Origin of the sequence: Jannaschia faecimaris (assembly GCF_900107415.1) — a bacterium.
GTDB lineage: Bacteria > Pseudomonadota > Alphaproteobacteria > Rhodobacterales > Rhodobacteraceae > Jannaschia > Jannaschia faecimaris.
Window position 1 is genome coordinate 58,854 of the sequence record NZ_FNPX01000017.1, and the last position, 22,540, is coordinate 81,393.

The following is a 22,540-nucleotide window of genomic DNA, read 5'->3' on the forward strand; positions in this document are numbered from 1 at the left end:
ACCGGCCTAAACCTCCGCCCCGATGGCGCGCAGCGCGGCCTCGGCGACGGCGATGTCCTGCTCTCCGGTACCCGATCCAACACCGATCCCGCCAAGCAGATGGCCGTCCAGCCGGATCGGCAGGCCACCGGGCAGCCCGGTGATGCCCCCGTCGGTGGCAGCGGCGATGGCGGGGCGCACCACCTCGGGTATGAGGACAGTCGCCCCGCCGGTGCTGGCCGCTGTCATGGCCTTGGCAAGGGCGGATTTGCGGCTGAGGAACTTGGCCCCGATCATCCGCACTTCGGCCAACACCTCACCGGCAGCATCGACGATCACAATGCACTGCGGCTGACCTATTTCCTCGGCCTTGGCGACGCCCGCGCGAAGCATTTCCATCGCACCGGTATGGGTCAGGATGCGTGTCGCGGCGGTATAGTGCATGGGAGGCCTTCCGGGTTTGACGCAGGAAAGTGTTATCGATACCAATCTCGCACCCCTCCCTGAGAAGGACAAGCGGCACATGTCAGATTTCGAAGTCATCGACCCCATCTTCGGGCACTATGTTCTGGGTAATGCGCCGGTCAAGCGGCTGGCCACAGGCTTCGACTGGGCCGAGGGGCCGGTGTGGTTCGGCGACGCGGGATGCCTGCTGTTCTCGGACATCCCGAACAACCGCATCCTGCGCTGGACGGAGGCGGATGGCATCTCGACCTATCGCGCGCCGGCGAACTACTCCAACGGGCATACGCGCGACCTTCAGGGGCGACTGGTCAGTTGCGAGCATGGCGCGCGGCGGGTGACGCGAACGGAATACGATGGGTCGATTACCGTGATCGCCGACGGGTTCGACGGCAAGCGATTGAATTCACCCAATGACGTGGTGGTGAAATCAGATGGGTCGATCTGGTTCAGCGACCCGCATTACGGGATAATGACCGATTACGAGGGGTTCCGAGGTGAGCAGGAAAACCCCTGCGTCGTTTACCGCGTGGACCCCGACAGCAGCGCGATGCACGTTGTGGTTTGGGACATGAATTGCCCCAACGGGCTGGCTTTCTCGGCGGATGAAAGCCTTTTGTATGTCGCCGACACCGGCAGAATGTTCAGCGACGACCCAAAGCAGATGCGGGTCTATCCCGTTCAGGGCGATAGCCTTGGAGAAGGGGCGCATTTCCACACCGTATCTCCGGGCGCGGCGGACGGATTTCGGTTGGACACCCATGGCAACATCTGGACCTCGGCCGGGGACGGTGTGCAATGCATTGCACCCGATGGGCGGCTGTTGGGAAAAATCCATGTGCCGGAGGTGGTGTCGAACGTCTGCTTCGGCGGGCGTGCGAAACACCAACTCTACATCACTGCAACGACCAGTCTCTACCGTATCACGCTGGCCGTCAGCGGCGTGCAGCGACCCTAGACAAAGGCCGGGACGACAGTGCCCGGTCGGGCGGCTTCGATCCGGGACAGGATGTCGGTGACCGGCAGCCCCGTGGCCGCGCGCAGTGCCGCCTTGTAGGGGGGCAGGTTCGTGCATTCGAGTAGGATATGGCGATGCGCGGGGCGACGATGCCGCGCGACCAGCGCCACAACCTCGGCCCCTGCCCTGTCGGTGTCGAGCTTGGTGAGATCACCGACAATCACCCGTCGTAAATGGCTGTCTGGCGGCAAGCCGACGATGCCCTGGGCAAAGACTGCGTGCCGGCCAAGATGGGCCGGCCCCAAAATGCTCGCATCGAACGTTATGATCAGGATCTGGTCAGGAGAATGAGTGAGCGACAGATCGTCGAGCGCACCCAGGGCCGACGCAATAACGGGTCGGCCCGTCCGGGCCGCAAGCCGGTCCTGAAATGGGGCGAGGAAGCCGCAGGAAGTCGCGATGACTTCGCCCTGTGCCAGTGCGATCGCGGCCTCGAACGGCGCGATATCGATGGCATCGGGATTGGACGTGACCACATGCGCAACCGTGGCTCGGGGGATGCGAAGTACCTGAACGGTGCCGGTATAGGTCGCCGCGCAGCCCACGTCGCCGGGCACGCGCGGGAAGCCCGTATCGAGTTGAAGCACCGTAAGCGCGGTCACCGCAGGTTGTCGGGCAGCCACGTCGCAAGCCCCGGAAACGCCACCAGCAGGACCACCATCAGCAACATCAGCCCCACCATCGGCAAGGCCACCTTGGAGATGTAGCCGATCTCGTGTCGGGTCATGCCTTGCAGCACGAAAAGGTTGAACCCGATGGGCGGCGTCACCTGCGCCATTTCCACCACGACAACGATGAAAATGCCGAACCAAATCGGGTCAATGCCCGCCGTGCGGATCATCGGCTCCACGATAGCCATGGTCAGGACAACCGACGAAATCCCGTCGAGAAACATGCCCAAGATGATATAGAAAATCGTCAACGCCGCGATCAGCGCGATGGGCGACAGGTTGATGCTGTCGATATAGGCCGCCAGCGCGCGTGGCAGGCCGGTAAAGCCCATCGACAGCGACAGGAACGCCGCCCCCATCAGGATCAGTGCGATCATGGCAGAGGTGCGAGTGGCCCCCATCAAACTCTCGAAGAAGGTGGAAGCCGAGAGCGAGCGCTGGAAGGCAGCCAGGGTCAGCGCACCCAGAACACCCACGGCCGCAGCCTCGGTCGCGGTGGCCCAGCCGAAGTACATCGACCCGATGACCGCGAAGACGAGACAGAGGACTGGAATCAGAAACCGGCTTTCGGCCAACATTTCGCGCAGGGAAATCGACGGCTCGGGCGGGGGTCGTTGACCCGGTTGCAGGAAATGCCAGCCGACGATGTAGGACATGAACAGCGCCGCCAAAACCAAGCCGGGTATGATGCCTGCCATGAAGAGCTTGATGATGCTTTCGTTGATCGACACGCCATAGACGATCAGCGTCAGGGACGGCGGGATCATCAGGCCCAGCGTGGCCGCCCCCGCAAGCGTGCCCACGATCATGTATTCCGGGTAGCCGCGCTTGCGCAGCTCCGGAATGGACATCTTGCCCACCGTCGTCAGCGTCGCCGCCGAGGAACCGGAAACGGCGGCGAAGATCGTGCAGCCCGCAATGTTGGTATGCAGCAACCCGCCTGGCAGGAAGCGCATCCAGGGGGCCAGGCCGCGGAACATGTCCTGACTCAGACGCGTGCGGTACAGAATTTCGCCCATCCAGATGAACAGAGGCAGCGCGGTCAGGGTCCAACTGCTGGACGAGGTCCAGATGGTTGTGATCATCGCGTCGCCCGCCGGCCGCGTCGTGAAGAGTTCCATCCCCACGTAGGCCACACCCATGAGCGCAAGGCCGATCCAGATGGAGGAGCCGAGCAGCGTGAAAAGGACAAAAAGGAAGACAATCGTCGCGTAGGCTTCGGTCATTCCACGGCCTCCGATACGATTGGGTTGGTGCCCGTGACCGCCATTCGGCAGAGCGTGTCCCAAAGGGCAATCGCCAGCAGGACCGTGCCCGCCGACATGGCCAGTTGCGGGATCCACAGCGGCGTATAGACCAAGCCATCGCCCGCCCCGGCCATCGCCGAACCCCATTCACCGGGCGCGCGGCTGGGCAGCGACAGCAGGGTGACGATCCATTCTGGGATCTGGTCCTGGCCCTGCGTCCGGTCGTTAAGCAGAGCCGAGAACCCATTGGCCTTGATGGCGTAGCGGGCGAAATAGGTGGCGATGACAGCGGCCCCGAAGACCGCAAACAGGTCGAGCCAGCGTTTCAGGAAGGCATTCGCATTCAGTATGATGGACACCCGGATATGCGCCCCCCGCGTCAGCGCATGGCAGAGCGCGAAGAACGACGTGCCCGCCATGGCGTAACCTGCGAATTCGGTGGTGCCCGGCAAGGTAACGCCGGTCCAGCGGGCGATCATCTGCGCCACGATCAAAAGCAGGATCATTACCATGAACACCGCCGAAAGGCATCCTGACGCCAGATAAAGCACGTCAAGCGCCCGCCAGATCGGTCGCAGACGCGGCTCCAGCCGGGGACCCGCGACGTAGCAAGCGGTGGCGATAAGGCTGGGCAGGATGAACAGCCAGACCCATAGCGGAAGGCCCAGCACGGGTGCCCAGTCGGTCATCGGAAATTCCTTGTGTCGGGAACGGCCGGCCCCGCGCCGGGGGCCGGCCGACGCTGCATCAGTTCGCGTTGTAGGCGTCGAGGATGGCCTGACCCGACTCGCCGGCTTCAGCCAGCCAGGTTGCGGTCATCTTGGCCCCGATGGCCTCCAGCTCGGCCAGGAACTCGGGGCTGGCGTCGGTGACGTCCATGCCGTTTTCGGCCAGGCCGTCGAAGTAGAAGTTCGTCAACTCTTCGGATCGGGCAATGCAGCTGGCCGCCGTCTCGTCTGCGGCGCGCTGCACGGCGGCCTGGGTGTCGGCATCCAGACCGTCCCACACCGTCTTGTTCACCATGACGTAGTTGTGCGGCATCCAGGCGTTCACCTTGTAGTAGTGGCTGAGGTATTCCCAAACCTTCTGGTCATAGCCAGTGGCACCGGAGGAAATGAACGCCTCCGCCACGCCGGTGGCCAGCGCCTGCGCCAGTTCCGCAGCCTCAACCTGCACCGGGACCATGCCAAGCTCTTCCGCGAAGGTGGCCGTCGCGGTGTTGTAGGAGCGGAACTTGATGCCCTGCGTGTCTGCGGAGCTGTTCACTTCCTTGTTGAAGTAGAAGCCCTGTCCCGGCCACGGGCAGGTGTAGAGGGTCACGAGCTGTTGCTCGGCCAACGCCTCGTCCACTGCACCCCTGGCGGCCTGCCACAACTTCTCGTTCGCCTCGTAGCTGGTGGCCACGAAGGGCAGGTTGTCCCAGCCCAGCAGCGGCGTCTCGTTGGCGTGGCTGGACATCAGACGCTCTCCAATAGGCACCTGTCCCGTCTGAATCGCGCGCTTGATATCGCCCCCTCCGAAGAGCGAGCCGCCCGGATGTACGGTGATATCGACCGCGCCGTCGGTGTATTCGCGCACCTTGTCGGCAAAGATCACCCCTTGTTCGGAGTGAAAGTTCGACGCGGCATAGGCCATCGGCATGTCCCACGACTGGGCGTGGCCGTCGGCAAGCGCGGTGGTGGCGGATAGCGCGGCGATGGTACCCGCGGCAGCAAGGGTCATTGTCTTGGTCATATCTGTCTCCCTGGATGTCACGCTTGGCGCGCGACGTGTTTTTGAGGATCGAACGGGGTCAGGTCGATGTTCGGCTGACGTCCCGTTATCAGGTCCGCGATGATGCGACCTGTTTTGGCCCCCCCTGTCAAGCCGACGTGCTGGTGCCCGAAGGCTGAATAGCTGCGCCCGCCCGCGCCGTTTGCTCCAATCAGCGGCAAACTGTCGGCTGGGGCCGGACGGTGGCCCATCCATTCGACGATGCCGTCGTGCTCGACCTGCGGCAGCAGGGCGCGGACCTGTCGGCGCAGCAGATCGAACGGGGCGCGACTGGGGCCAGAATCCAGCCCGCCGAATTCGACAACTCCAGCCGCGCGGATGCGCCCGTCCATCGGGGTCAGGACGAACTTGCCAGCGGCGACCATGACCGGATTCATGGGCATCGCCGAAGGATTGAGGAGTTCGATGTGATAGCCACGCTCGCTCTCGAACGGGACCTTCACGCCCAATTTATGGGCGATCCGCTTGGACCATGGGCCAAGGGCAAACACGATGCGGTCAGCGGTCAGCGCGCCTTCGGGGGTCTTGAGGGATGTGACCTCGCCGTCCGAAACCTCAACGTCAGTGATTTCGGTGATGTGCAGGGTGCCTCCTTCATCCACGAAGTGCTGCGCCAACGCCCTCACATAGGCACCGGGGTCCGAGATACGGCCATGGTCGCGGCAGCGCACGACAGTCCCGAACGCCTCCCCGAAAATCGGGTCTTCGGCGGCATAGGCCGCGCCGTCCATCACCTCGAATTTCACGCCGCTCTCGCGACGGATGCCCCAAGCATAGGCGTCGGCGTCGAAGGCTTGGCGCGAGGCATAACCAAAGCAGTAATCCTCCCGGCCGATAAATTTTTCAGCGGGCGTGCCAGCGGCGAGGGCAACATGTTGATCAACGCTATCGTGCAGCAGTGTGCCCATCGCGCGGGCGTAATGTCGTACGTGGGCGTCGGTCGCGTGCGACAGGTAGCGGGCCAGAAAGGGCAACAGTTTCGGCAGATACGCCCAGCGCAGAAAAAGCGGCGCATCGGGGCTCAGAAGCATTCCGGGTGCCTTTACGAGCAATCCCGGTGTTGTGACCGGCACGACCCCGCCGGCCGCCAGAACACCGGCGTTCCCGTGGCTGGTCCCCGTGCCCGGCCCGTTGCGGTCGACCAGCGTGACGCTGTGGCCCGCCCGTTGCAGCCAGATGGCGCAGGACACGCCCACGATGCCCGCACCCGCGACGATGATGTCCATAGCGCCTCCATGTTTTGCGGCGACGTTATGCGGGGCGGACGGGCGGGGGAAGGTGCTATTCGGCGGCGACAAGATGCCCGCCGCCCACAGACCGCAGGGTCAGGCGCGCGGGCGGGTCACCCACGGCGCGAACGGGGCTGGGCGGATCGCTTGCATGCGTGGTGCGCGGCGGCAGGACGCGGGCGGGATCGGGATGCGGGACTGCATCGATCAGGCGGCGGGTGTAGCTGTGCTGCGGGTCGCCGAAAACCTGCGCGCTGCTGCCGATCTCTACGATCTGACCGAGGAACATGACAGCGACGCGGTCGGCGATGTTTTCGACCACCGCCATGTCATGGGAGATGAAGAGATAGGACATGTCCATCTCAGCCTTCAGCTCCGCCAACAGGTTGAGCACACTGGCCTGAACCGACACGTCAAGGGCGCTGACGCTCTCATCGGCCAGGATCAGTTTGGGGTTCAGGGCCAGCGCGCGGGCGATGCAGATACGTTGCCGCTGTCCACCGGAAAATTCGTGCGGATACCGGCCGAGCGCATCACGGGTCAGGCCCACCCTGTCGAACAGCGCTTCGGCCCGCGCACGGCGGCTGTCGCGGTCGCCGACGCCGTGGATGACGAGCGGCTCCATCACCAGATCACCGACACGCATCCGCCCGTTCAGCGCCGCCATCGGATCCTGGAACACCATCTGCATCTGACGGCTGGCGGCGAACCTTGAGGCATGGGTGGTGCCCAATGGCTTGCCGTCGAACTCCACGATGCCGTTGTAGGCAACAAGACCCGTCAGCGCCCGGGCGATAGTGGATTTACCGCACCCGCTCTCGCCCACCAGCGCAAAGGTTTCGCCAGGCTGGATGTCGAAGGTCACACCCTCGACTGCGTGAACACGTGACTGCGTGCGCCCCAAAATTCCGCCCTTCAGGTCATAGGTAACTACAAGATCACGAACTGAAACCAACGGGGCCTTGGCCTCTTTGACCGGGGCATCTCGCCCCTGCCCCATGCGTGGGACGGCCGACAGGAGCGCTCGGGTGTAGGATTGTTTCGGCGCGGTGAAAAGCTCGGCCACCGGCGCGGCCTCGACCATCGCGCCGGCTTGCATCACCAGCACCCGGTCGGCCATTTCGGCGACCACGCCCATGTCGTGTGTAATCAGGATCAGGGCGGTGCCCATATCGCGGCTCAGGTCGCGCAGCAGGTCCAGCACCTCGCGCTGTACGGTCACGTCCAGCGCCGTCGTCGGCTCGTCCGCGATCAGGACATCGGGGCGCAGGGCGATTGCCATGGCAATGACGACGCGCTGGCGCATTCCGCCGGAAAGTTCGTGGGGGTACTGGCGCAGCCGGCGCTCGGGTTCGGTCAGGCGCACGGCGCGCAACGCCTCCAGCGCGCGATCGCGGGCTGCGGCGCGCGACAGGGATTCGTGGGCCCTCAGGGCTTCGATCAATTGGTCGCCGATGCGCATGACGGGGTTCAGGGCGGTCATCGGCTCCTGAAAGATCATGGCGATGCGGCTGCCGCGCAGGGCCTGTAACTTGTGCTCGGTCAACTGCGTCAGGTCGGCCCCGTCAAACGTGATCGACCCGCCCGACACATGTACGGCAGGCGGCGGCAATAGGCCCATGATGGCAAGCGATGTCAGAGACTTGCCGGACCCGCTTTCGCCCGCGATAGCCAGTGTTTCGCCACGACGCAGGTCAAACGTGAGGCCGGTGACGAGGCGTTTGACGCCCCCTTGCTGACGCACCGAAATATCGAGATCGCGCACCGAGAGCACGACCGGGGTTTCCCCCGCGACCGAAGCCGCGGGGGAAAGGGTCTCGAAGGCACTCATTCGAAGACGATCCGGGGGAAGTAGAACGAGACGACCCAGTTCGGGCTATCCACGATCTCGGATATTCGCAGGTCGCCGCAAGTCGACACCAGCATATAGGCATCTTCCGCGGAGAGCTTTTGCGTCGCGGACAGGTGATCGACCATCTGCGCCACGGCGTCGCGCGCCCCGCTCATCAGGTCGGGTCCGATGCCCGTCGTCACCTCGTAGCCCTTGGCGTCCAGGTGGCGCGTGACCGGACCCGGCGTCGTGAAACGGGGCATCTTGAGGTTTGCCCCCTTCACAAGGTCCAGCGTCACCGTGGCGTTCATCGGGCTTTCGATGGCCGTGCCGCAGACTTCGCCGTCGCCCTGCGCGGCGTGCGTGTCCCCGATGGAGAACAACGCCCCCGCCACTTCAACCGGAAGGTACAGCGTGGTGCCCGCCGCCAGATCGCGAATGTCGAGGTTGCCACCGACCCGCCGGGGCGGGACGATGGAGTGCAGGCCCGGCTCCGCCAACGCGCAGCCGATGGTGCCCGCAAAGGGCTTCAGCGGCACACGCCCCTGCTTGCCGAACAAGGCGGGTTCAAGCGTGTCCGGGTCATACTTCCAGATCGTTAGCGCCGGATCCTCGAACTGATCGGCGAGCAGGCCGAAGCCCGGAATATTCGCCGTCCAGCCGAAGCCCGAGGGGGTGAACCCCTCGATCTGGATCTTGAGCGCGTCCCCCGGTTCGGCCCCATCGACGTAGATGGGACCGGACACAGGATTGATCTTGCCGAAGTCGAGCGTGCGCACGTCCTCGACCGTGCTGTCGGGCGTCAACTGCCCGGCAGAACTGTCGTGGCACTTGAACTCGATCGTGGACCCCGGGGCGACCGTCTCGGCCGGGACAAACGAATTGTCCCAACCGAAATGGTGGCTTGCGCCGTGGATCGTGTAGTCAGGACATTTATTGCACATCGGTGACAAACACATAGTCGTAGTTGACGGGGATCGAGACCGGATCGACGTAGAGCGCATCCGCGCCGCCCATCCGCTCGGACTTCATGGTGTAGCGCTGCTCGTTGAACACCGGCACCCAGGGCGCGTCTTCCATGACGGCCATGTAGACGTCCGACCACATCTTCAACCGATCGTCGACCATCGCAGGGTCGGTCATGGAGTCGGCGGCGATGGCCATCGCGTCGATCTCCTCGTTGCAATACCACGACCAGTTCCAGCCACCGGGCACGGCCCCGTCACACCCCAGGATCGGACCATAGAAATTCGATGCATCGGGGAAGTCGGCGATCCAGGCCATTCCACCGGACCAGATCATCGGGGCCTGATCAGCTTCGCCGCCGGCGGCAATGACGCTGGCCTGGGCAAGCGACTGGATCGACGCGTCGATGCCGATCTGGCTCAGGTCCTGCTGGATGGCCTGGGCGATGCGCGGGTTGGGGTCGGTGTTCATCACGAACAGTTCCGTCTCGAACCCGTCGGGGAAGCCGGCTTCGGCCAGCATCGCCTTCGCGGCCTCGGGGTCGTAGGCGTAGCCTTCATAGCCTTCGGTGTAGCCGGGCATGGAGGGCGGCAATGGCTGTGTCGCGGGCACAGCGCGACCGTTGATGACCTGAGTGATCCGCTCCTTGTTGATGGCCATGTTGACTGCTTTGCGGACGTCGACGTTGTCGAAGGGCGGGACATTGACGTTCAGCGTGATGTAGCCGGTGTGCAGCTGACCGCCTTCGATCACGCGTTCGGCCTGCGCCGGGTCGTTCATGACCTCCATGAACTTAGCGGGCGGAATACCGTCGCCGGGCACATCGACTTCGCCGTTCTGAAGGCGAAGCAGGGCGACAATGGGCTCCTGCCCGACTTCGAACGTGACCGAGTCGAGATAAGGCAGCCCTTCGCGCCAGTAATCGGCATTCTTCTCGAACACGAGACGCTGACCGATGGTCCACTCGCCCAGCTTGAACGCGCCGGTCCCCATCGCCGTCTTGCCGAAGTCTGCGCCTGCGGCCTCCACGGCTTCCTTGGCGACGACGGAGGCGAAATTCAGGCCCATCACATGCAGGAAGGTCGCATCCGGACGCGATAGTGCGATCTCGATGGTGTAGGGATCGACGACCGTGACACCCGACAGGCCCTCGGCCTCGCCGGAAGAGACGGCGTCATAACCGGCGATGGACCCGAAGAAGCCCGCGCCGGGCGACTGGGTCTCGGGGTTGGTCACGCGGTCAAGGGAGTATTTCACGTCTTCGGCCGTCATTTCACGGCCGTTGTGGAACTTGACCCCTTCTCGCAGCTTGAACGTGAAGGTCATGCCGTCGTCCGAAATCTCGTAGCTTTCGGCCAGCCCCGGGCGCAGGTCGGTCGTGCCAGGTTCGTAGTCCATCAGGCCGTCATAGAGCGACTTGATCATCGACCAGTTTTGCCAGTCGTAACCGATGGCCGGATCAAGGGTCGCCACGTCGTCCTTGTAGGTGATCGTGATGTTGCCGCCGTACTGGGCGTCAGGGTCCATCGCGGAATGTCCGTCGGCAGCGGCCAGTTGCGGCAGCGCCAGCGCCGCGATCAGCGCGGTTGTGGTCAGCATATTTTTCATCTGTCTCTCTCCTGTTTGGACTTTGGTTGGTGGTTCTACCGGACCTTGATCCGGGGATCGGCCAGCAGCGACGCAATGTCGGCGACCAGATTTCCAAGGACGATTGCGCAGGCCGAAACCAGCGTGACGCCCATGATGATAGGAATGTCGACGCGTTGAATCGCCTGCCAGGCCAGCTGTCCGATGCCGGGCCAGCCGAAGACGGATTCAACGACAACGATGCCGCCCATGAAGATGCCCACGTCGATGCCGATCATCGCGATGATGGGCAGAATCGCGTTGGGCAAAGCATGGCGGAACAAAACGCGCACGCGGCCCAGGCCCTTGGCGCGGGCGGTGCGGATGAAATCCTGCCGCAACACGTCGATCATCGACGAGCGCATCATCCGGGAATACCAGCCCGAGCCGAGAATCCCGAGCGTGACCGCCGGAAGCACAAGGTGCGCGAAAGTGCCGTAGCCGCCAATCGGGAACCAGCGCAGCTGGACGGCGAATACATAGAGGAGCAGCAGGCCTACCACGAACTGCGGCGCGCTGACCCCGATGAAGGAGACGATCATCAGGCTGTTATCTGTCCCCGTGCCCCGGCGGAGGGCAGCGACGACGCCCATCGTAAGCCCAAGGATCAATTCGCAGACAATGGCCCCCGCCATGAGCAGCAGCGACGCGGGCAGACGCGAGGCAATGAGAGTACCGACTTCGGTCTTTTGTAGGTACGACCGCCCCAGGTCGCCCTGCAGGAGGTTACCTAGGTAGCGCGCGTATTGGACGACGAACGGCTGATCCAGGCCAAGCTGGGCGCGGATGTTCGCGACCGTCTCGGGCGTGGCCGAGCGCCCCGCGATCTGGCGCACGGGGTCGGCGGGAAACAGGTAGAGCAGCGCGAAAGTGATAAAGCTGACGCCCAGCAGGATCAGCGCGGACTGGATCAGGCGGCGTGCGATGAAGGCCAGCATCAGGCGTGCCCCCGCTGCGTCGGGTCCAGCACTTCGCGGAATGCGTCCCCCACCAGGTTGAACGCCAGCGCCAGCGTCACGATGGCCAGACCGGGAAAGAACACGAGCCAGGGGGCCGCCTGGAAATACGTCTGATTTTCGAAGATGATGTTGCCCCAGCTGGGCGTCGGCGGCTGCACCCCCACGCCCAGATAGGACAGCGTCGCCTCCAATAGCACGGTCGTCGAAATGCCCAGTGTGCCCCAGACAATGATCGTCGGCACAAGGTGCGGCAGGATGTGGCGGAACAGGATGCGGACGTGCCCCGCGCCCAGCGTCCGCTCGGCCGCGATAAACTCACGCTGCGACAGGCTGGCAGTTTCCGCGTAGAGGACACGCGCCGTCTGAACCCAGTTCACGGTCGCGATGACCATGACCACGATCCACAGCGACGGCTGGAAAATCGCCGCCAGGCAAATCGCCAGCAACAGCGCCGGGAAGGCCATCATCAGGTCGGTCATACGCATCAGGGCACCGCCGAGGATGCCGCCGAAGTAGCCCGCGGTGACCCCCACGAACGTCCCGATCAGCAGGGCGACCCCGTTGGCGAGCAGCCCGATGATGAGCGACGTCCGCGCACCATAAAGGATCCGGGTCAGCAGATCGCGACCCAGCAGATCGGTGCCCAGCGGGAAGTCTCCACCGGGGGCCATCGGCGCGCCGGTGATGGTCAGACCTTCGAATAGCTGCTCGTCCGGGTCGAACTGCGTCAGATAGGGCGCGAATATCGCCCCCAACAGGGTCGCCGCGATCAGAAACAGGCCGAGCAGGGCAAGCTTGCGCCGACGCAGGCGGGTCCAGACGCCTTCTTCGATGGGACCGTTAGCCGAGAGTGTGTCAATTGCAGTCACGCAGGCCTCCGGTCTTACGCGCGCTTTCCACCACCTGTACTGCGGCAGCTTCGATCGTGACCTGCCAGGCCATGGCCAGCTGCCGCAGCTGATCATAGGCGGCGTCCTCGCTGACGGCTTTGCGGGCCAAGATGTTCACCGCCTGGACAACGGTCTGGCGCGCCGAAAGGCGTTGCCGCAGAGAAGCGATTTCTGCGGCCAGGCTGCGACGCAACTCGAACGCCTGCCGCGCGACCAAGAGGGCCGCGAACACACCCTCGGCACCCAGTGGCTTCATCAGCAGCGCATCGGCCCCCATGCGCGACGCCCATTCCAGCCGCCCCGGAGCTTCGGATCCGACCAGTGCGACCATCGGCATCTGGGCTTCGCCCGGTTTCCAGGGAAATTGCGCGTCGTGGCCAAGGTCGGCGTCGTACAGGACGACATCGGCATGCACGGCGGACGCCGGGAGTTCGGGCCAGGCGATTTCAACCGTCAGGCCGATGGCGCGCAGTTGCCGCAGCAGCAGCGGCAAGCGATCGTGACCCGGATGCAGGACAACGGCGCGGGCACCGTCCAGCCCGGCAATATCCATCCGCGGAGTCATGCGCGCACCACCGACAGGCGCGGGCCGTCCAACTGCGGATGGCGGGCCGGGCGCGTCATGTAAGGATCCGGGCGGACATCGTGCCATTCGGCCAACACATCGAAGGCCCCACGCCGAACTTGCGCGATCTTCACGTCAAGCGTGCGGTGATGCGTGGCCGGGTCGATGCCGTAGCCGTTGCCATGGTTGGCGATAAACGCGTCGAAACCCTGTGCGTCTTGCCCGGCCTTCATATCGGACAGCATTGCGGCGAGCGTCAGCACGGAATTGTAGGCTGTCAATTCCAGCGAAGACCCACGGCCCGAGGCCTGCGCCGTATGGCAAAAGGACGGCCCGACCGAGATCAACCCCTCGGCCGCCTCGCCGAGCACCGGCAGTTCGGCCTCGGTCAAGTTGCATGACAGCAGCGGGCATGTCTCGGGCCGGAAGTGAGCGTTGCGCATTCCCAGCGCACGGTAGGCGCGGATGAAGGCGTAAGACGACGCGCCAACCAGGGAATTGAGGATGAACCGCGGGCGTGTCGCTTCGATCTCGGAGATCAGGCCGGCAACGTCCTCGTCGCCCAGCGGCAAGTAACGCTCCCCCAGTATCTGCCCGCCGGTGGCTTCGACCTGGTGGCGGGCGAAGCGGCACGTCTCCCAGCCCCAGATATAGTTGGACCCGGTCAGGAAGGCGGCATTTCCGAACTCCCGCTGCGCCCAAGCCAGGACCGGCAGGATGTTCTGGTTGGTGCAGGCGTGGGAATAAACGACGCGGGCCGAGGTTTCGAACCCTTCGTAGGGCACATTGTACCAAAGCGTCGCGCCCGCACGGTCGAGTGCAGGGATGACCTCCTTGCGCGACCAGGAGGTGACGCAACCGATGACATGCTGCGCGTCCGACTGAGCGAGGATCTCAGCACACAGCGGCGCGTAGCGTTGCACCTCCCCACCGGGATCACGTTCTATCGGGCGGAAGGTAATGGCGGAGTCCGGAGCGGCGTTCACCGTCTCGATCGCGTCCATCGTCCCCTGCCACAGCGCCTGGGACAAGGCCGCATAGGTTCCGCTGCGGGAGTAGAGAACGCCAAGATCGATCTGGTTTTTCATCCGGTCCTCGAAACGAAAAAAGCCCCGTTCAATCATCCCGCCGGGATGCTGAAACGGGGCCTGTTTGCCCTGTGACGCGAGTCACATGATCCCTTCACTAGGGATGAGGGCGATCAACCTGTCCACGATTCTAGTGCGGCTTCAGGGGTCAGAAATGCCTAAAAAGCAGAACTTGCATAAATATTGAGCGGAACTTCACAGGCGTTGCCCGGCTCATCACCGGTTTCGGCGGCCCATGGCCAAATCAGACAACCCTGAATCAGCCCCAATCGCCGCGCAGGATGCCGAATTTCTCGATCCGGGAACGCAGGGTCGTCGGCTTGATACCCAGCTTCTTGGCTGCGCCATCGGCTCCGGAAATTCGACCTCCCGTCTCATTCAGGCAGCGGACGATGTTGGATCGCATCATCTGGGTCAGGTCTGTCTCGGTCAGGATAACGTCGGCGGCGACCGGGTTCGGCGTAATGCCGTCGGGCAGTTCCACAACCAGTTTGCCCTGATCCGAAAGGATCGCACCGCGTTCGATCACGTTGGCTAATTCGCGCACGTTGCCGGGCCATGCATAGCCGGTCAGGCGGCGGATTGTGCCTTCGGTGACGATCGGAACGGGCTTACCCAGCCGCCGACAGGACAATTTCAACAGGTGCGCGGCCAAAGGTGCGATATCCTCGGGCCGCTCGCGCAGGGGCGGGCAATTGATGGTCAGGACGTTGAGATGGAAGTACAGATCCTCGCGAAAGCGCCCCTCGGCGACCTCCACCGCGAGAGACCGATTGGTAGAGGCGATGACGGCAATGTCCACACGACGCGGGCGGGTGTCGCCCAGCCGGGTGACGGTCCGGGTTTCGAGCGCGTCCAGCATCTGTGCCTGCTGCGCAAGCGGAAGTGCATCGACGGCATCCAGATGAAGGATGCCGCCATGTGCCAGCTCCAGCCGCCCCGGCTTGTCGCGCAATGCGCCGGCGAAGGCCCCGCGGATCTGGCCGAACAGCTCCGCTTCCATCGCGTCTGGCGCAATGGCGGAGCATTTCACCTCGATCAGCGGGCGGCGGCGGCGGTCGGATTCCTTGTGAAGGGCTGAGGCCACAAGAGATTTCCCACTACCAGACTCCCCGGTCAGCAGGACGGGCGTCGCAAGCCGGGCCGCCACCTCCAGCCGCGCGATGACACGGGCCGTAGCCGCAGAGGTGCCGACGATGTCGTGATGGGCGCGTTCGGACGCGATTTCCTCCTGGAGGTAGGCATTCTCCTGCTCAAGCCGGTCGCGCAGATCGGCGATCTCGGCCATGGCCCCCTGCAACTTCTTCTCCTGCTCCTTGCGGCTGGTGATGTCGCGGAAAATGACGACCGCCCCGGCCAGCACGCCGTGATCGTAGATCGGCGTAGAAGTATATTCGACGCGGATCGGCTGCCCGTCCTTGCGCCAGAAAACCTCGTCCTCGATACGGTGGACCTGCTCGAACCGGAACGTTTTGTAGATGGGGCAGTCGCTGACCGGGTAGTGGTCGCCGTTCAAGTGATGGTGGTGGATGATCGCGTGAATATCCCGGCCGATCAGGTCGTCACTGGTCCAGCCCAGCATATCCTGCGCCGCGCCATTGACGAAGGTCGTCTTTCCTTCGGCGTTGATACCGTAGATGCCTTCGCCGGCCGCATCGAGGATCAGCTGGTTGCCGCGCTCAAGGTCGGCGAAGAATGTTTTGGCCCGTTCCCACGCTAGTAGACCACCCCGCAAGAGATCGTCGGTTTCGGCCTGTCGGGCGTGATGGTTCATCTCGGTCAGGTCGACGAAGACGAGCATCAGGCTCAGCGGCTCGGTCGTCAGCGCGCGTCCCTTGATCTCGCAGGACGCCTGGCTGCCGTCCGGGCGGCACACGGAAAGGCTGCGCGTCCATGCCGTACCGCGGTACGCGACTTCTTCGGCAAAGACGGCAAGTTCCGACAAACCGGGTGCCACCAGTCGGGAAAACGGCGCGCCGGGCAGATCGGCCCTGTCGAAAAACACCGCCGCCAGCGCATTCGCGCTGGTGATGCGGTCCGTCTGTGCATCGACGATGACGGTCGGCAGGGGGGTGACGAGGGTGTGCGATTCGAGCTCGGATATCATGGCCTCGATCGTGTCAGGGTTGCGCGCCCGAAGCGAGATGAAAAACCGTAAGGTTACGAAATTTCGTAAGTATGGGTACCACCGAAATGGAAATTATTTACACCTTATCAATAATTTATCCCTTGCTCCCAATAACCCCAATCGGCGTTTCGCACTCCCCATTGCCACGGCATTATGGCTGCAGAGATTAATCGAAGGGATACAAGCGATGACGGTAAAAAGCCTGGGCAACCCCTACTCCTCCAACAGCGATCTGCGGCACGGAGCCGATTGCGGCTGCCACAGCTGCAAATCCACTACCGCCCCCGCCGCAATGAGCAGCGAAGACATGCTGGAGCGCGCCGTTGAAAGCGCCGTCGTCCGCTCCGTCTTCGGCGGCAGCGACATTCAGCGCCGGTCTTTCATGGGCATGTTGGGCGGGGGCACCGTTGCTGCCGCGCTCGCCTCGGTCTTCCCGTTGGAGCAGGCCAAAGCCGCGATCCTCGACAACTTGGGGCCACCGGAAAAGACCGACCTGAACATCGGCTTCGTTCCCATCACCTGTGCGACGCCGATCATCATGGCGCAGCCACTGGGCTTCTACGAGCGGTACGGCCTGAACGCGCAGGTCATCAAGACCGCCGGTTGGGCCGTGGCCCGCGACAAATCCCTTTCAGGTGAATACGACGCGTCGCACATGCTGACACCGATGCCGCTGGCCATGTCGCTGGGGGCCGGCTCGATTGCCGAGCCGTACATCATGCCCGCCGTCGAGAACATCAACGGTCAGGCGATCGTCCTGTCGAACGAGCATCTGGACAAGCGCGATCCCAAGCAGTGGAAGGGCTTCACTTTCGGCGTTCCGTTCGAATACTCGATGCACAACTTCCTGCTGCGCTACTATGTGGCGGAGTTCGGCCTGGACCCCGATGTCGACATCCAGATCCGCGTCGTGCCCCCGCCCGAGATGGTCGCCAACCTGCGTGCGGGCAACCTCGACGGTTACCTTTCGCCCGACCCGTTCAACCAGCGGGCAGTCTATGAAGGCATCGGCTTCATCCACCTGCTGACCAAAGACATCTGGGAGGGTCACCCCTGCTGCGCCTTCGCCGCGCCGCTGTCCTTCGCCACCGAGCTGCCCAACACCTATGGCGCGCTGCTCAAGTCGATCATCGACGCGACGCAATATGCGTCGAACCCGGACAACAGGGTCGAAATTTCCGAGGCTATCGCGCCGACGAATTACCTCAACCAGCCGGTGACGGTGATCCAGCAAGTGCTGACCGGCACCTATGCCGATGGATTGGGCGAGGTACAGCGCGTCCCCGACCGGATCGATTTCGATCCCTTCCCGTGGCATTCCATGGGCGTGTGGATCCTGACGCAGATGAAGCGGTGGGGCTATATCGAGGGTGATGTGGATTATCGCGGCGTGGCCGAGCAGGTCTACCTGGCCGCCGACGCCAAGAAAGTGATGACCGAACTGGGCTACGATGCGCCAGACGTCACGTACAAATCGCACACGATCATGGGCAAGACCTTCGACCCCGCCAAGCCCGAGGAATATGTCTCCAGCTTCCCCATCGGAAAGGGCTGATCCGGTGCTGGACAACCTCTCGATCAACATACGGGCAGCGATACTTTCGCTGCTCGTCCTCGCCGTCAGCCTGCTGGTCTGGGAGGTTTCGATCCCCGGCCAGAAGGCGGTGGGCGAGCTGACGGAATACGAACTTCTGACCGGCGGCGGACAGCCGAAGGCGGGCGTGCCGCCGCCCAGCGCGATAGCCGTCAAGGCTTGGGAAGAATTGTCGAACCCGTTCTACGATGCCGGCCCCAACGACAAGGGCATCGGGATCCAGATCGGCTACTCGATCTACCGCGTCCTTACCGGGTATTTCCTGGCTGCCGTGGTCGCGATACCGCTCGGCTTCCTGATCGGGATGTCGCCGGTGGCGTACAAGGCGTTCAACCCCTTCATCCAGGTCCTGCGCCCGATCTCGCCGCTGGCATGGATGCCGCTGGCCCTGTTCATCATTCAGGATTCCGAGGCCTCAGCCATATTCGTGATCTTCATATGTTCGATCTGGCCCATGCTGATCAACACGGCGTTCGGCGTCGCCGGGGTGCGGGAAGACTGGGTAAATGTGGCCCGGACACACGAGTTGGGCAACCTGAGGACTGCGTTCAGCGTGATCCTGCCCGCCGCCGCCCCCACAATCGTGACAGGCATGCGCATCTCCATCGGCATCGCCTGGCTGGTGATCGTCGCGGCCGAGATGCTCGTGGGTGGAACCGGGATCGGGTATTACGTCTGGAACGAGTGGAACAACCTGGACCTGACTTCCGTCATCTTCTCGATCCTCATGATCGGGGTCGTCGGCATGCTGCTGGACTTGGCTTTCAGCCGCCTGCAGCGCGCCGTGGCCTTCGCGGAATAGGAGCGAACAATGCCAACACCATTTCTGAGCATCGAAAACCTGACCCAGAAGTTTCCTGACGGGCAAGGCGGCGAACTCACCGTCTTCGAGAACGCCTCTTTCGGGGTCGAGAAAGGCGAGTTCGTCGTGATCCTGGGCCATTCAGGTTGCGGCAAATCGACGATCATGAACATCCTGGCCGGTCTGGCCGCCCCGACATCGGGCGTAGTCAAGATGGATGGATACGAAGTCTCGGGGCCGTCGCTGGACCGGGGCGTCGTGTTCCAGAACTACTCCCTCCTGCCTTGGCTGAGCGCGTTGAAGAACGTCACCTTCGGCGTTTCGGCCCGTCACAAGGACTGGACCAAGGCCGAGGTCGTCGAGGAATCTCGCAAGTATCTGGAAATGGTCGGGCTGGAGGGGGACACCATCCACCGCAAGCCCAGCCAGTTGTCAGGCGGGATGCGTCAGCGGGTCAGCATCGCGCGGGCCTTTGCCAACCACCCTAAGCTCCTCCTGCTGGACGAGCCGTTCGGCGCGCTGGACGCGCTGACCCGCGGCACGATCCAGGACGAACTGCTGAAGATATGGGGGCAGACCAACCAGACGGTCTTCATGATTACCCACGACATCGACGAGGCGATCCTGCTGGCGGACCGTATCCTGCTGATGAGCAATGGACCGCACGCCCGCGTCGCGGAAAGCGTGGAGATCACAATTCCCCGGCCACGCACCCGAACCGAGATCGTGGAGCATCCGAACTACTACGCGATCCGCAACCACCTGGTGCAGTTCCTAGGCAAGCGCTCCAAGGAAATGTCGGGCGTGCCGTCCGACGGAAGCGCGGCCCGCCCGGAAACGGTCCGCATCGATCTGACCAAAACCGAAGATGATGACCCGGCGATGCCCCATCTGCGCGCCGTCGCCCCCTGAAAGGAGAGAGACATGAAAGATACATACGAGATCACCCCGATGATGACCAAGGAAGACGCAACCGCGCTGATACTGATTGCGAAGAAGAAAAAGGGCATGACCTGGGAAGGCATCGCCGCCGCCATCGACATGTCGCCCGTCTGGACGCATTCAGCCTGCATGGGAATGAACGCGTTTCCAGCCGACAAGGCAGCCACGCTCGTCAAGACGCTCGACCTGCCGGCGGAAGCCGAAGGCGTCCTGACGGAATCCCCAACCAAGATCTGGACGCAGGCCGTGCCGACCGACCCCTGCATCTATCGTTTCTATGAAATCGTGGGGGTCTATGGCCCCACGCTGAAGGCACTGATCCAGGAAGAGTTCGGCGACGGCATCATGTCGGCCATCGACTTCGACATGAGCGTCACCCGCGTTTCCAATCCGAAAGGCGACCGCGTGAAGGTTGAGATGTCCGGCAAGTACCTGGGCTACAACGCCTGGTGATTTCTGTGCCGGGGCAGTCCCCCCTGCCCCGGCCCCACGAACAATTCCGCTTCAGGGCAATCGATGACACGTCCTCCCGTTCCGCCTTTTTCCTTCGACGATGCCGTGACCAAGGTTCGCATGGCCGAAGATGGTTGGAACGAACGCGACCCGACCAAAGTCGCGCTGGCCTACAGGCCCGACACGCACTGGCGAAACCGGTCTCAGTTTCTGAATGGTCGCGCGGAAGTCGAGGCTTTCCTGACCTAGAAATGGTCGACCGAAGACGACTATCGCCTGATCAAGGAAATCTGGGCCCATAGCGAGGACCGCATAGCGGTGCGGTTTGTGTATGAATACCACGATGCCGACGGCAACTGGTTCCGCGCCTATGGCAACGAGAACTGGCCGCTCGACCCGGACGGCTACATGGCGCAGCGCCACGCCTCGATCAACGATGTTTCGATTGCGGAGGACGACCGGCTGTTCCACTGGCCGCAGGGCCGCCGGCCGGACGATCATCCGGGCCTGAGCGAACTTGGGCTTTGACGCCTAGCTTAGGTCGATCCGCATCCCGTCGCGCCCGATATGCAGGGGTCCACTCCATGCATTGCGCACCGCCTTATTCCACTCCGCCTCCCCAAAGCCCGGCAGCCCGTCCGGTACAAAATGAGTCAGGGCAAGCGTGCCGACACCTGTGCGCGCCGCCAACGCTCCCACCTCTTCGGCTGCCGTGTGGGAACGAAGTATATGGTCCTTCAGTCGCGGATCGGAGTGCGACAGGCCCGCGATGACGGCATCTACGCCAGCGACCAGCATCGCCTCATGGACCAACAGATCGGCCCCGGTCACGAAGGCATCCCAGCCGTCGAACGGAGCGGTATCGCCCGACAGGACGACGGTCCTATCCCCGTCTGACAGCCTCAGCGCGAAACTGTCGGTAATGGGCGGGTGATGGTTGCGGATCGCCTCGATCACCAGATCGCCGTCGCGGTAAATTACGCCGGGCGCGATGACCTGTAACGCAGCCAGCGAGCTGAACGGCACCCGCCCCTCATCCGCGATACGCAGATCGATATCGAAGGCCATCGCGCGCTGGAAATGACCCCAATAGGCTGACAACCCCGCCGGACCGATCACCGGAATAGGGTTGGTCAGGCCGGCCGTCCAAGCCGTGTGCAGCAAGGGGCCAAGTTCAAGGTAGTGATCCGAATGCAGGTGCGTGACCACGATCAAGTCGATGTCGCGGAGCGCGACCCCCTGGTCACAGACAGCCCGCGCGGCCCCCAGACCGGCATCGACAAGGATCGTCCTGTCCCCAATCCGCAGCAGGGTGCAGGTCGGCATATGCGATCCGGGCCGGATTGCCGGACCGCCCTTCACCCCCAACAGGGCCACCCATCTGTCCGTCATGAAAGAGTCCTGTGCCCCGAATTCTGCTTTTCGATGAAGGGAACGCTAGAGCCATCAAGCAGAATTGTCCTGCGCAATTCGACCTTCCGCGTGGCAGCCGGGCGCGTGCTGACCCGTGTCATCCGCATTTTCTGGGTCGTGGTCAGGGCTGTCCAAGCACCAGCGCGATGACACAATCTCCGGCGGGATAAAGTCTCGTTCATGACGACCGGTGCATTGATTCGTCGTGACCGCACGGCTGAATTTCTTGCCGGATTCTTGACTGATAAGGCGTGGCGGGCCGGAACCGTCGGATGACTGATCGCAAGGTCAGCCAGACTCTATCGCTTGCATCAAAGGGCTTGATGGATGACTGCTGCAAACTCATTGCTGGGGGCGACTTTGAAATGATTATCTATGGCTTGAGCACCTGTCCGTTGTGTCAACGGGCCCGCAAGGACCTGCAAGCGGCGGGCAAAAAGGTGAGTTTTCGGGATGTCCGGTCCGACCCACTGAGCGAGGAAGAGCTGACGAGTCTGGTCGCTGAATTCGGTGATCGGCTGGTCGACCGAACGACGAACGATTATCGCGCGCTTAATGATTGGATTAAAAATTCTGAAGCCGAGGTGCAGATATCGTCAAAGCCCAAAGTGATGGCGCGCCCCGTCATTCGAGATGGGGACACATTCCACCTCGGGTGGGATGAAACGGTTCAGAACACACTGCTTGAACCGTAGGTGTGCAGTCTCGGCATTTGGTGGATCGGGTCGGGTATGAATCGATCCGGTTCTGATGTCCAGATTTTGCAAATGTATTCATAGGGCGTGAGACCGGCTCTGTTGCATAAATCCGGTGAGGGATTCATCTCGTGAATCCAGCATGGTAGCTGACGTGCATGAGCAGACCCACACCCTCGACCTACAAGACCACGAACTGGCCCGTCTAT

Annotated in this window: 21 protein-coding genes and 1 pseudogene; 7 read left to right on the forward strand and 15 right to left on the reverse strand. The window is 63.0% G+C overall.

The window, feature by feature from the left end; genetic code table 11:
* Positions 1–6: 6 nt before the first annotated feature.
* Complete coding sequence (locus BLV27_RS15470) at positions 7–423, reverse strand: GlcG/HbpS family heme-binding protein (RefSeq protein ID WP_092647403.1); 417 nt, start codon at positions 421–423, stop codon at positions 7–9.
* 79 nt (positions 424–502) lie between these two features.
* Here BLV27_RS15470 and BLV27_RS15475 point away from each other — a divergent pair, with 79 nt between their 5' ends.
* The gene (locus tag BLV27_RS15475) at positions 503–1,399 is read left to right on the forward strand and encodes an SMP-30/gluconolactonase/LRE family protein (protein WP_092647429.1); all 897 of its coding nucleotides are present in this window, start codon (positions 503–505) and stop codon (positions 1,397–1,399) included.
* Here the strand turns inward: BLV27_RS15475 and BLV27_RS15480 are convergent.
* From BLV27_RS15480 to BLV27_RS15540, 13 genes are all read right to left on the reverse strand, one after another.
* Entirely contained in the window at positions 1,396–2,061 is a 666-nt protein-coding gene (locus tag BLV27_RS15480; RefSeq protein WP_244504702.1) for an aspartate/glutamate racemase family protein, read from the reverse strand. The two genes, BLV27_RS15475 and BLV27_RS15480, sit on opposite strands and share 4 nt — an antisense overlap.
* Positions 2,058–3,356: a TRAP transporter large permease gene (locus BLV27_RS15485; protein WP_092647405.1), complete on the reverse strand. Its 1,299-nt coding sequence runs from the start codon at positions 3,354–3,356 to the stop codon at positions 2,058–2,060. Before BLV27_RS15485 ends, BLV27_RS15480 begins: the two co-directional genes overlap by 4 nt.
* Entirely contained in the window at positions 3,353–4,066 is a 714-nt protein-coding gene (locus tag BLV27_RS15490; protein ID WP_092647406.1) for a TRAP transporter small permease, read from the reverse strand. The genes BLV27_RS15485 and BLV27_RS15490 overlap by 4 nt, the downstream gene beginning before the upstream one ends.
* A 58-nt stretch (positions 4,067–4,124) precedes the next feature.
* Positions 4,125–5,111 (reverse strand): TRAP transporter substrate-binding protein, encoded by a 987-nt coding sequence (locus BLV27_RS15495; RefSeq protein ID WP_092647407.1) that lies wholly within the window; start codon positions 5,109–5,111, stop codon positions 4,125–4,127.
* Between the two features lie 17 nt (positions 5,112–5,128).
* Entirely contained in the window at positions 5,129–6,376 is a 1,248-nt protein-coding gene (locus BLV27_RS15500) for an NAD(P)/FAD-dependent oxidoreductase (RefSeq protein WP_092647408.1), read from the reverse strand.
* Between the two features lie 55 nt (positions 6,377–6,431).
* Positions 6,432–8,210, reverse strand: a complete 1,779-nt coding sequence (locus tag BLV27_RS15505) for an ABC transporter ATP-binding protein (RefSeq protein ID WP_092647409.1) — start codon at positions 8,208–8,210, stop codon at positions 6,432–6,434.
* A complete protein-coding gene (locus tag BLV27_RS15510; protein ID WP_092647410.1) occupies positions 8,207–9,154 on the reverse strand; it encodes an acetamidase/formamidase family protein in 948 nt (315 codons plus the stop codon). The genes BLV27_RS15505 and BLV27_RS15510 overlap by 4 nt, the downstream gene beginning before the upstream one ends.
* A complete protein-coding gene (locus BLV27_RS15515) occupies positions 9,144–10,784 on the reverse strand; it encodes an ABC transporter substrate-binding protein (protein ID WP_092647411.1) in 1,641 nt (546 codons plus the stop codon). The genes BLV27_RS15510 and BLV27_RS15515 overlap by 11 nt, the downstream gene beginning before the upstream one ends.
* A 35-nt stretch (positions 10,785–10,819) precedes the next feature.
* Entirely contained in the window at positions 10,820–11,740 is a 921-nt protein-coding gene (locus BLV27_RS15520) for an ABC transporter permease (protein ID WP_092647412.1), read from the reverse strand.
* Positions 11,740–12,621 (reverse strand): ABC transporter permease, encoded by an 882-nt coding sequence (locus tag BLV27_RS15525; RefSeq protein ID WP_342025318.1) that lies wholly within the window; start codon positions 12,619–12,621, stop codon positions 11,740–11,742. Before BLV27_RS15525 ends, BLV27_RS15520 begins: the two co-directional genes overlap by 1 nt.
* Positions 12,617–13,216, reverse strand: a complete 600-nt coding sequence (locus BLV27_RS15530) for an ANTAR domain-containing response regulator (RefSeq protein WP_092647414.1) — start codon at positions 13,214–13,216, stop codon at positions 12,617–12,619. Before BLV27_RS15530 ends, BLV27_RS15525 begins: the two co-directional genes overlap by 5 nt.
* On the reverse strand, positions 13,213–14,304 hold the full coding sequence (locus tag BLV27_RS15535) for a transporter substrate-binding protein (RefSeq protein ID WP_092647430.1): 1,092 nt from the start codon (positions 14,302–14,304) through the stop codon (positions 13,213–13,215). Before BLV27_RS15535 ends, BLV27_RS15530 begins: the two co-directional genes overlap by 4 nt.
* Before the next feature lie 259 nt (positions 14,305–14,563).
* Entirely contained in the window at positions 14,564–16,411 is a 1,848-nt protein-coding gene (locus tag BLV27_RS15540; protein WP_092647415.1) for a sigma 54-interacting transcriptional regulator, read from the reverse strand.
* Positions 16,412–16,619: 208 nt separating this feature from the next.
* Here BLV27_RS15540 and BLV27_RS15545 point away from each other — a divergent pair, with 208 nt between their 5' ends.
* The 5 genes and pseudogenes from BLV27_RS15545 to BLV27_RS15565 all read left to right on the forward strand — a co-directional run bounded on the left by BLV27_RS15545 (position 16,620) and on the right by BLV27_RS15565 (position 20,751).
* On the forward strand, positions 16,620–17,987 hold the full coding sequence (locus BLV27_RS15545) for a CmpA/NrtA family ABC transporter substrate-binding protein (RefSeq protein ID WP_092647416.1): 1,368 nt from the start codon (positions 16,620–16,622) through the stop codon (positions 17,985–17,987).
* On the forward strand, positions 17,956–18,828 hold the full coding sequence (gene ntrB / locus BLV27_RS15550; RefSeq protein WP_244504703.1) for a nitrate ABC transporter permease: 873 nt from the start codon (positions 17,956–17,958) through the stop codon (positions 18,826–18,828). Before BLV27_RS15545 ends, ntrB begins: the two co-directional genes overlap by 32 nt.
* A gap of 9 nt (positions 18,829–18,837) precedes the next feature.
* The gene (locus BLV27_RS15555) at positions 18,838–19,740 is read left to right on the forward strand and encodes an ABC transporter ATP-binding protein (RefSeq protein WP_092647417.1); all 903 of its coding nucleotides are present in this window, start codon (positions 18,838–18,840) and stop codon (positions 19,738–19,740) included.
* Positions 19,741–19,752: 12 nt separating this feature from the next.
* Positions 19,753–20,223, forward strand: coding sequence for a cyanase (cynS, locus tag BLV27_RS15560; RefSeq protein WP_092647418.1), 471 nt, complete (start codon positions 19,753–19,755; stop codon positions 20,221–20,223).
* A gap of 63 nt (positions 20,224–20,286) precedes the next feature.
* A pseudogene (locus BLV27_RS15565) lies at positions 20,287–20,751 on the forward strand (nuclear transport factor 2 family protein).
* 3 nt (positions 20,752–20,754) lie between these two features.
* Here BLV27_RS15565 and BLV27_RS15570 read toward each other — a convergent pair.
* Entirely contained in the window at positions 20,755–21,615 is an 861-nt protein-coding gene (locus BLV27_RS15570; protein WP_092647419.1) for an MBL fold metallo-hydrolase, read from the reverse strand.
* 386 nt (positions 21,616–22,001) lie between these two features.
* On the opposite strand from BLV27_RS15570, the gene BLV27_RS15575 reads away from it, so the two are divergent.
* Complete coding sequence (locus BLV27_RS15575; RefSeq protein ID WP_092647432.1) at positions 22,002–22,331, forward strand: arsenate reductase family protein; 330 nt, start codon at positions 22,002–22,004, stop codon at positions 22,329–22,331.
* The last annotated feature ends 209 nt before the right edge of the window (positions 22,332–22,540 follow it).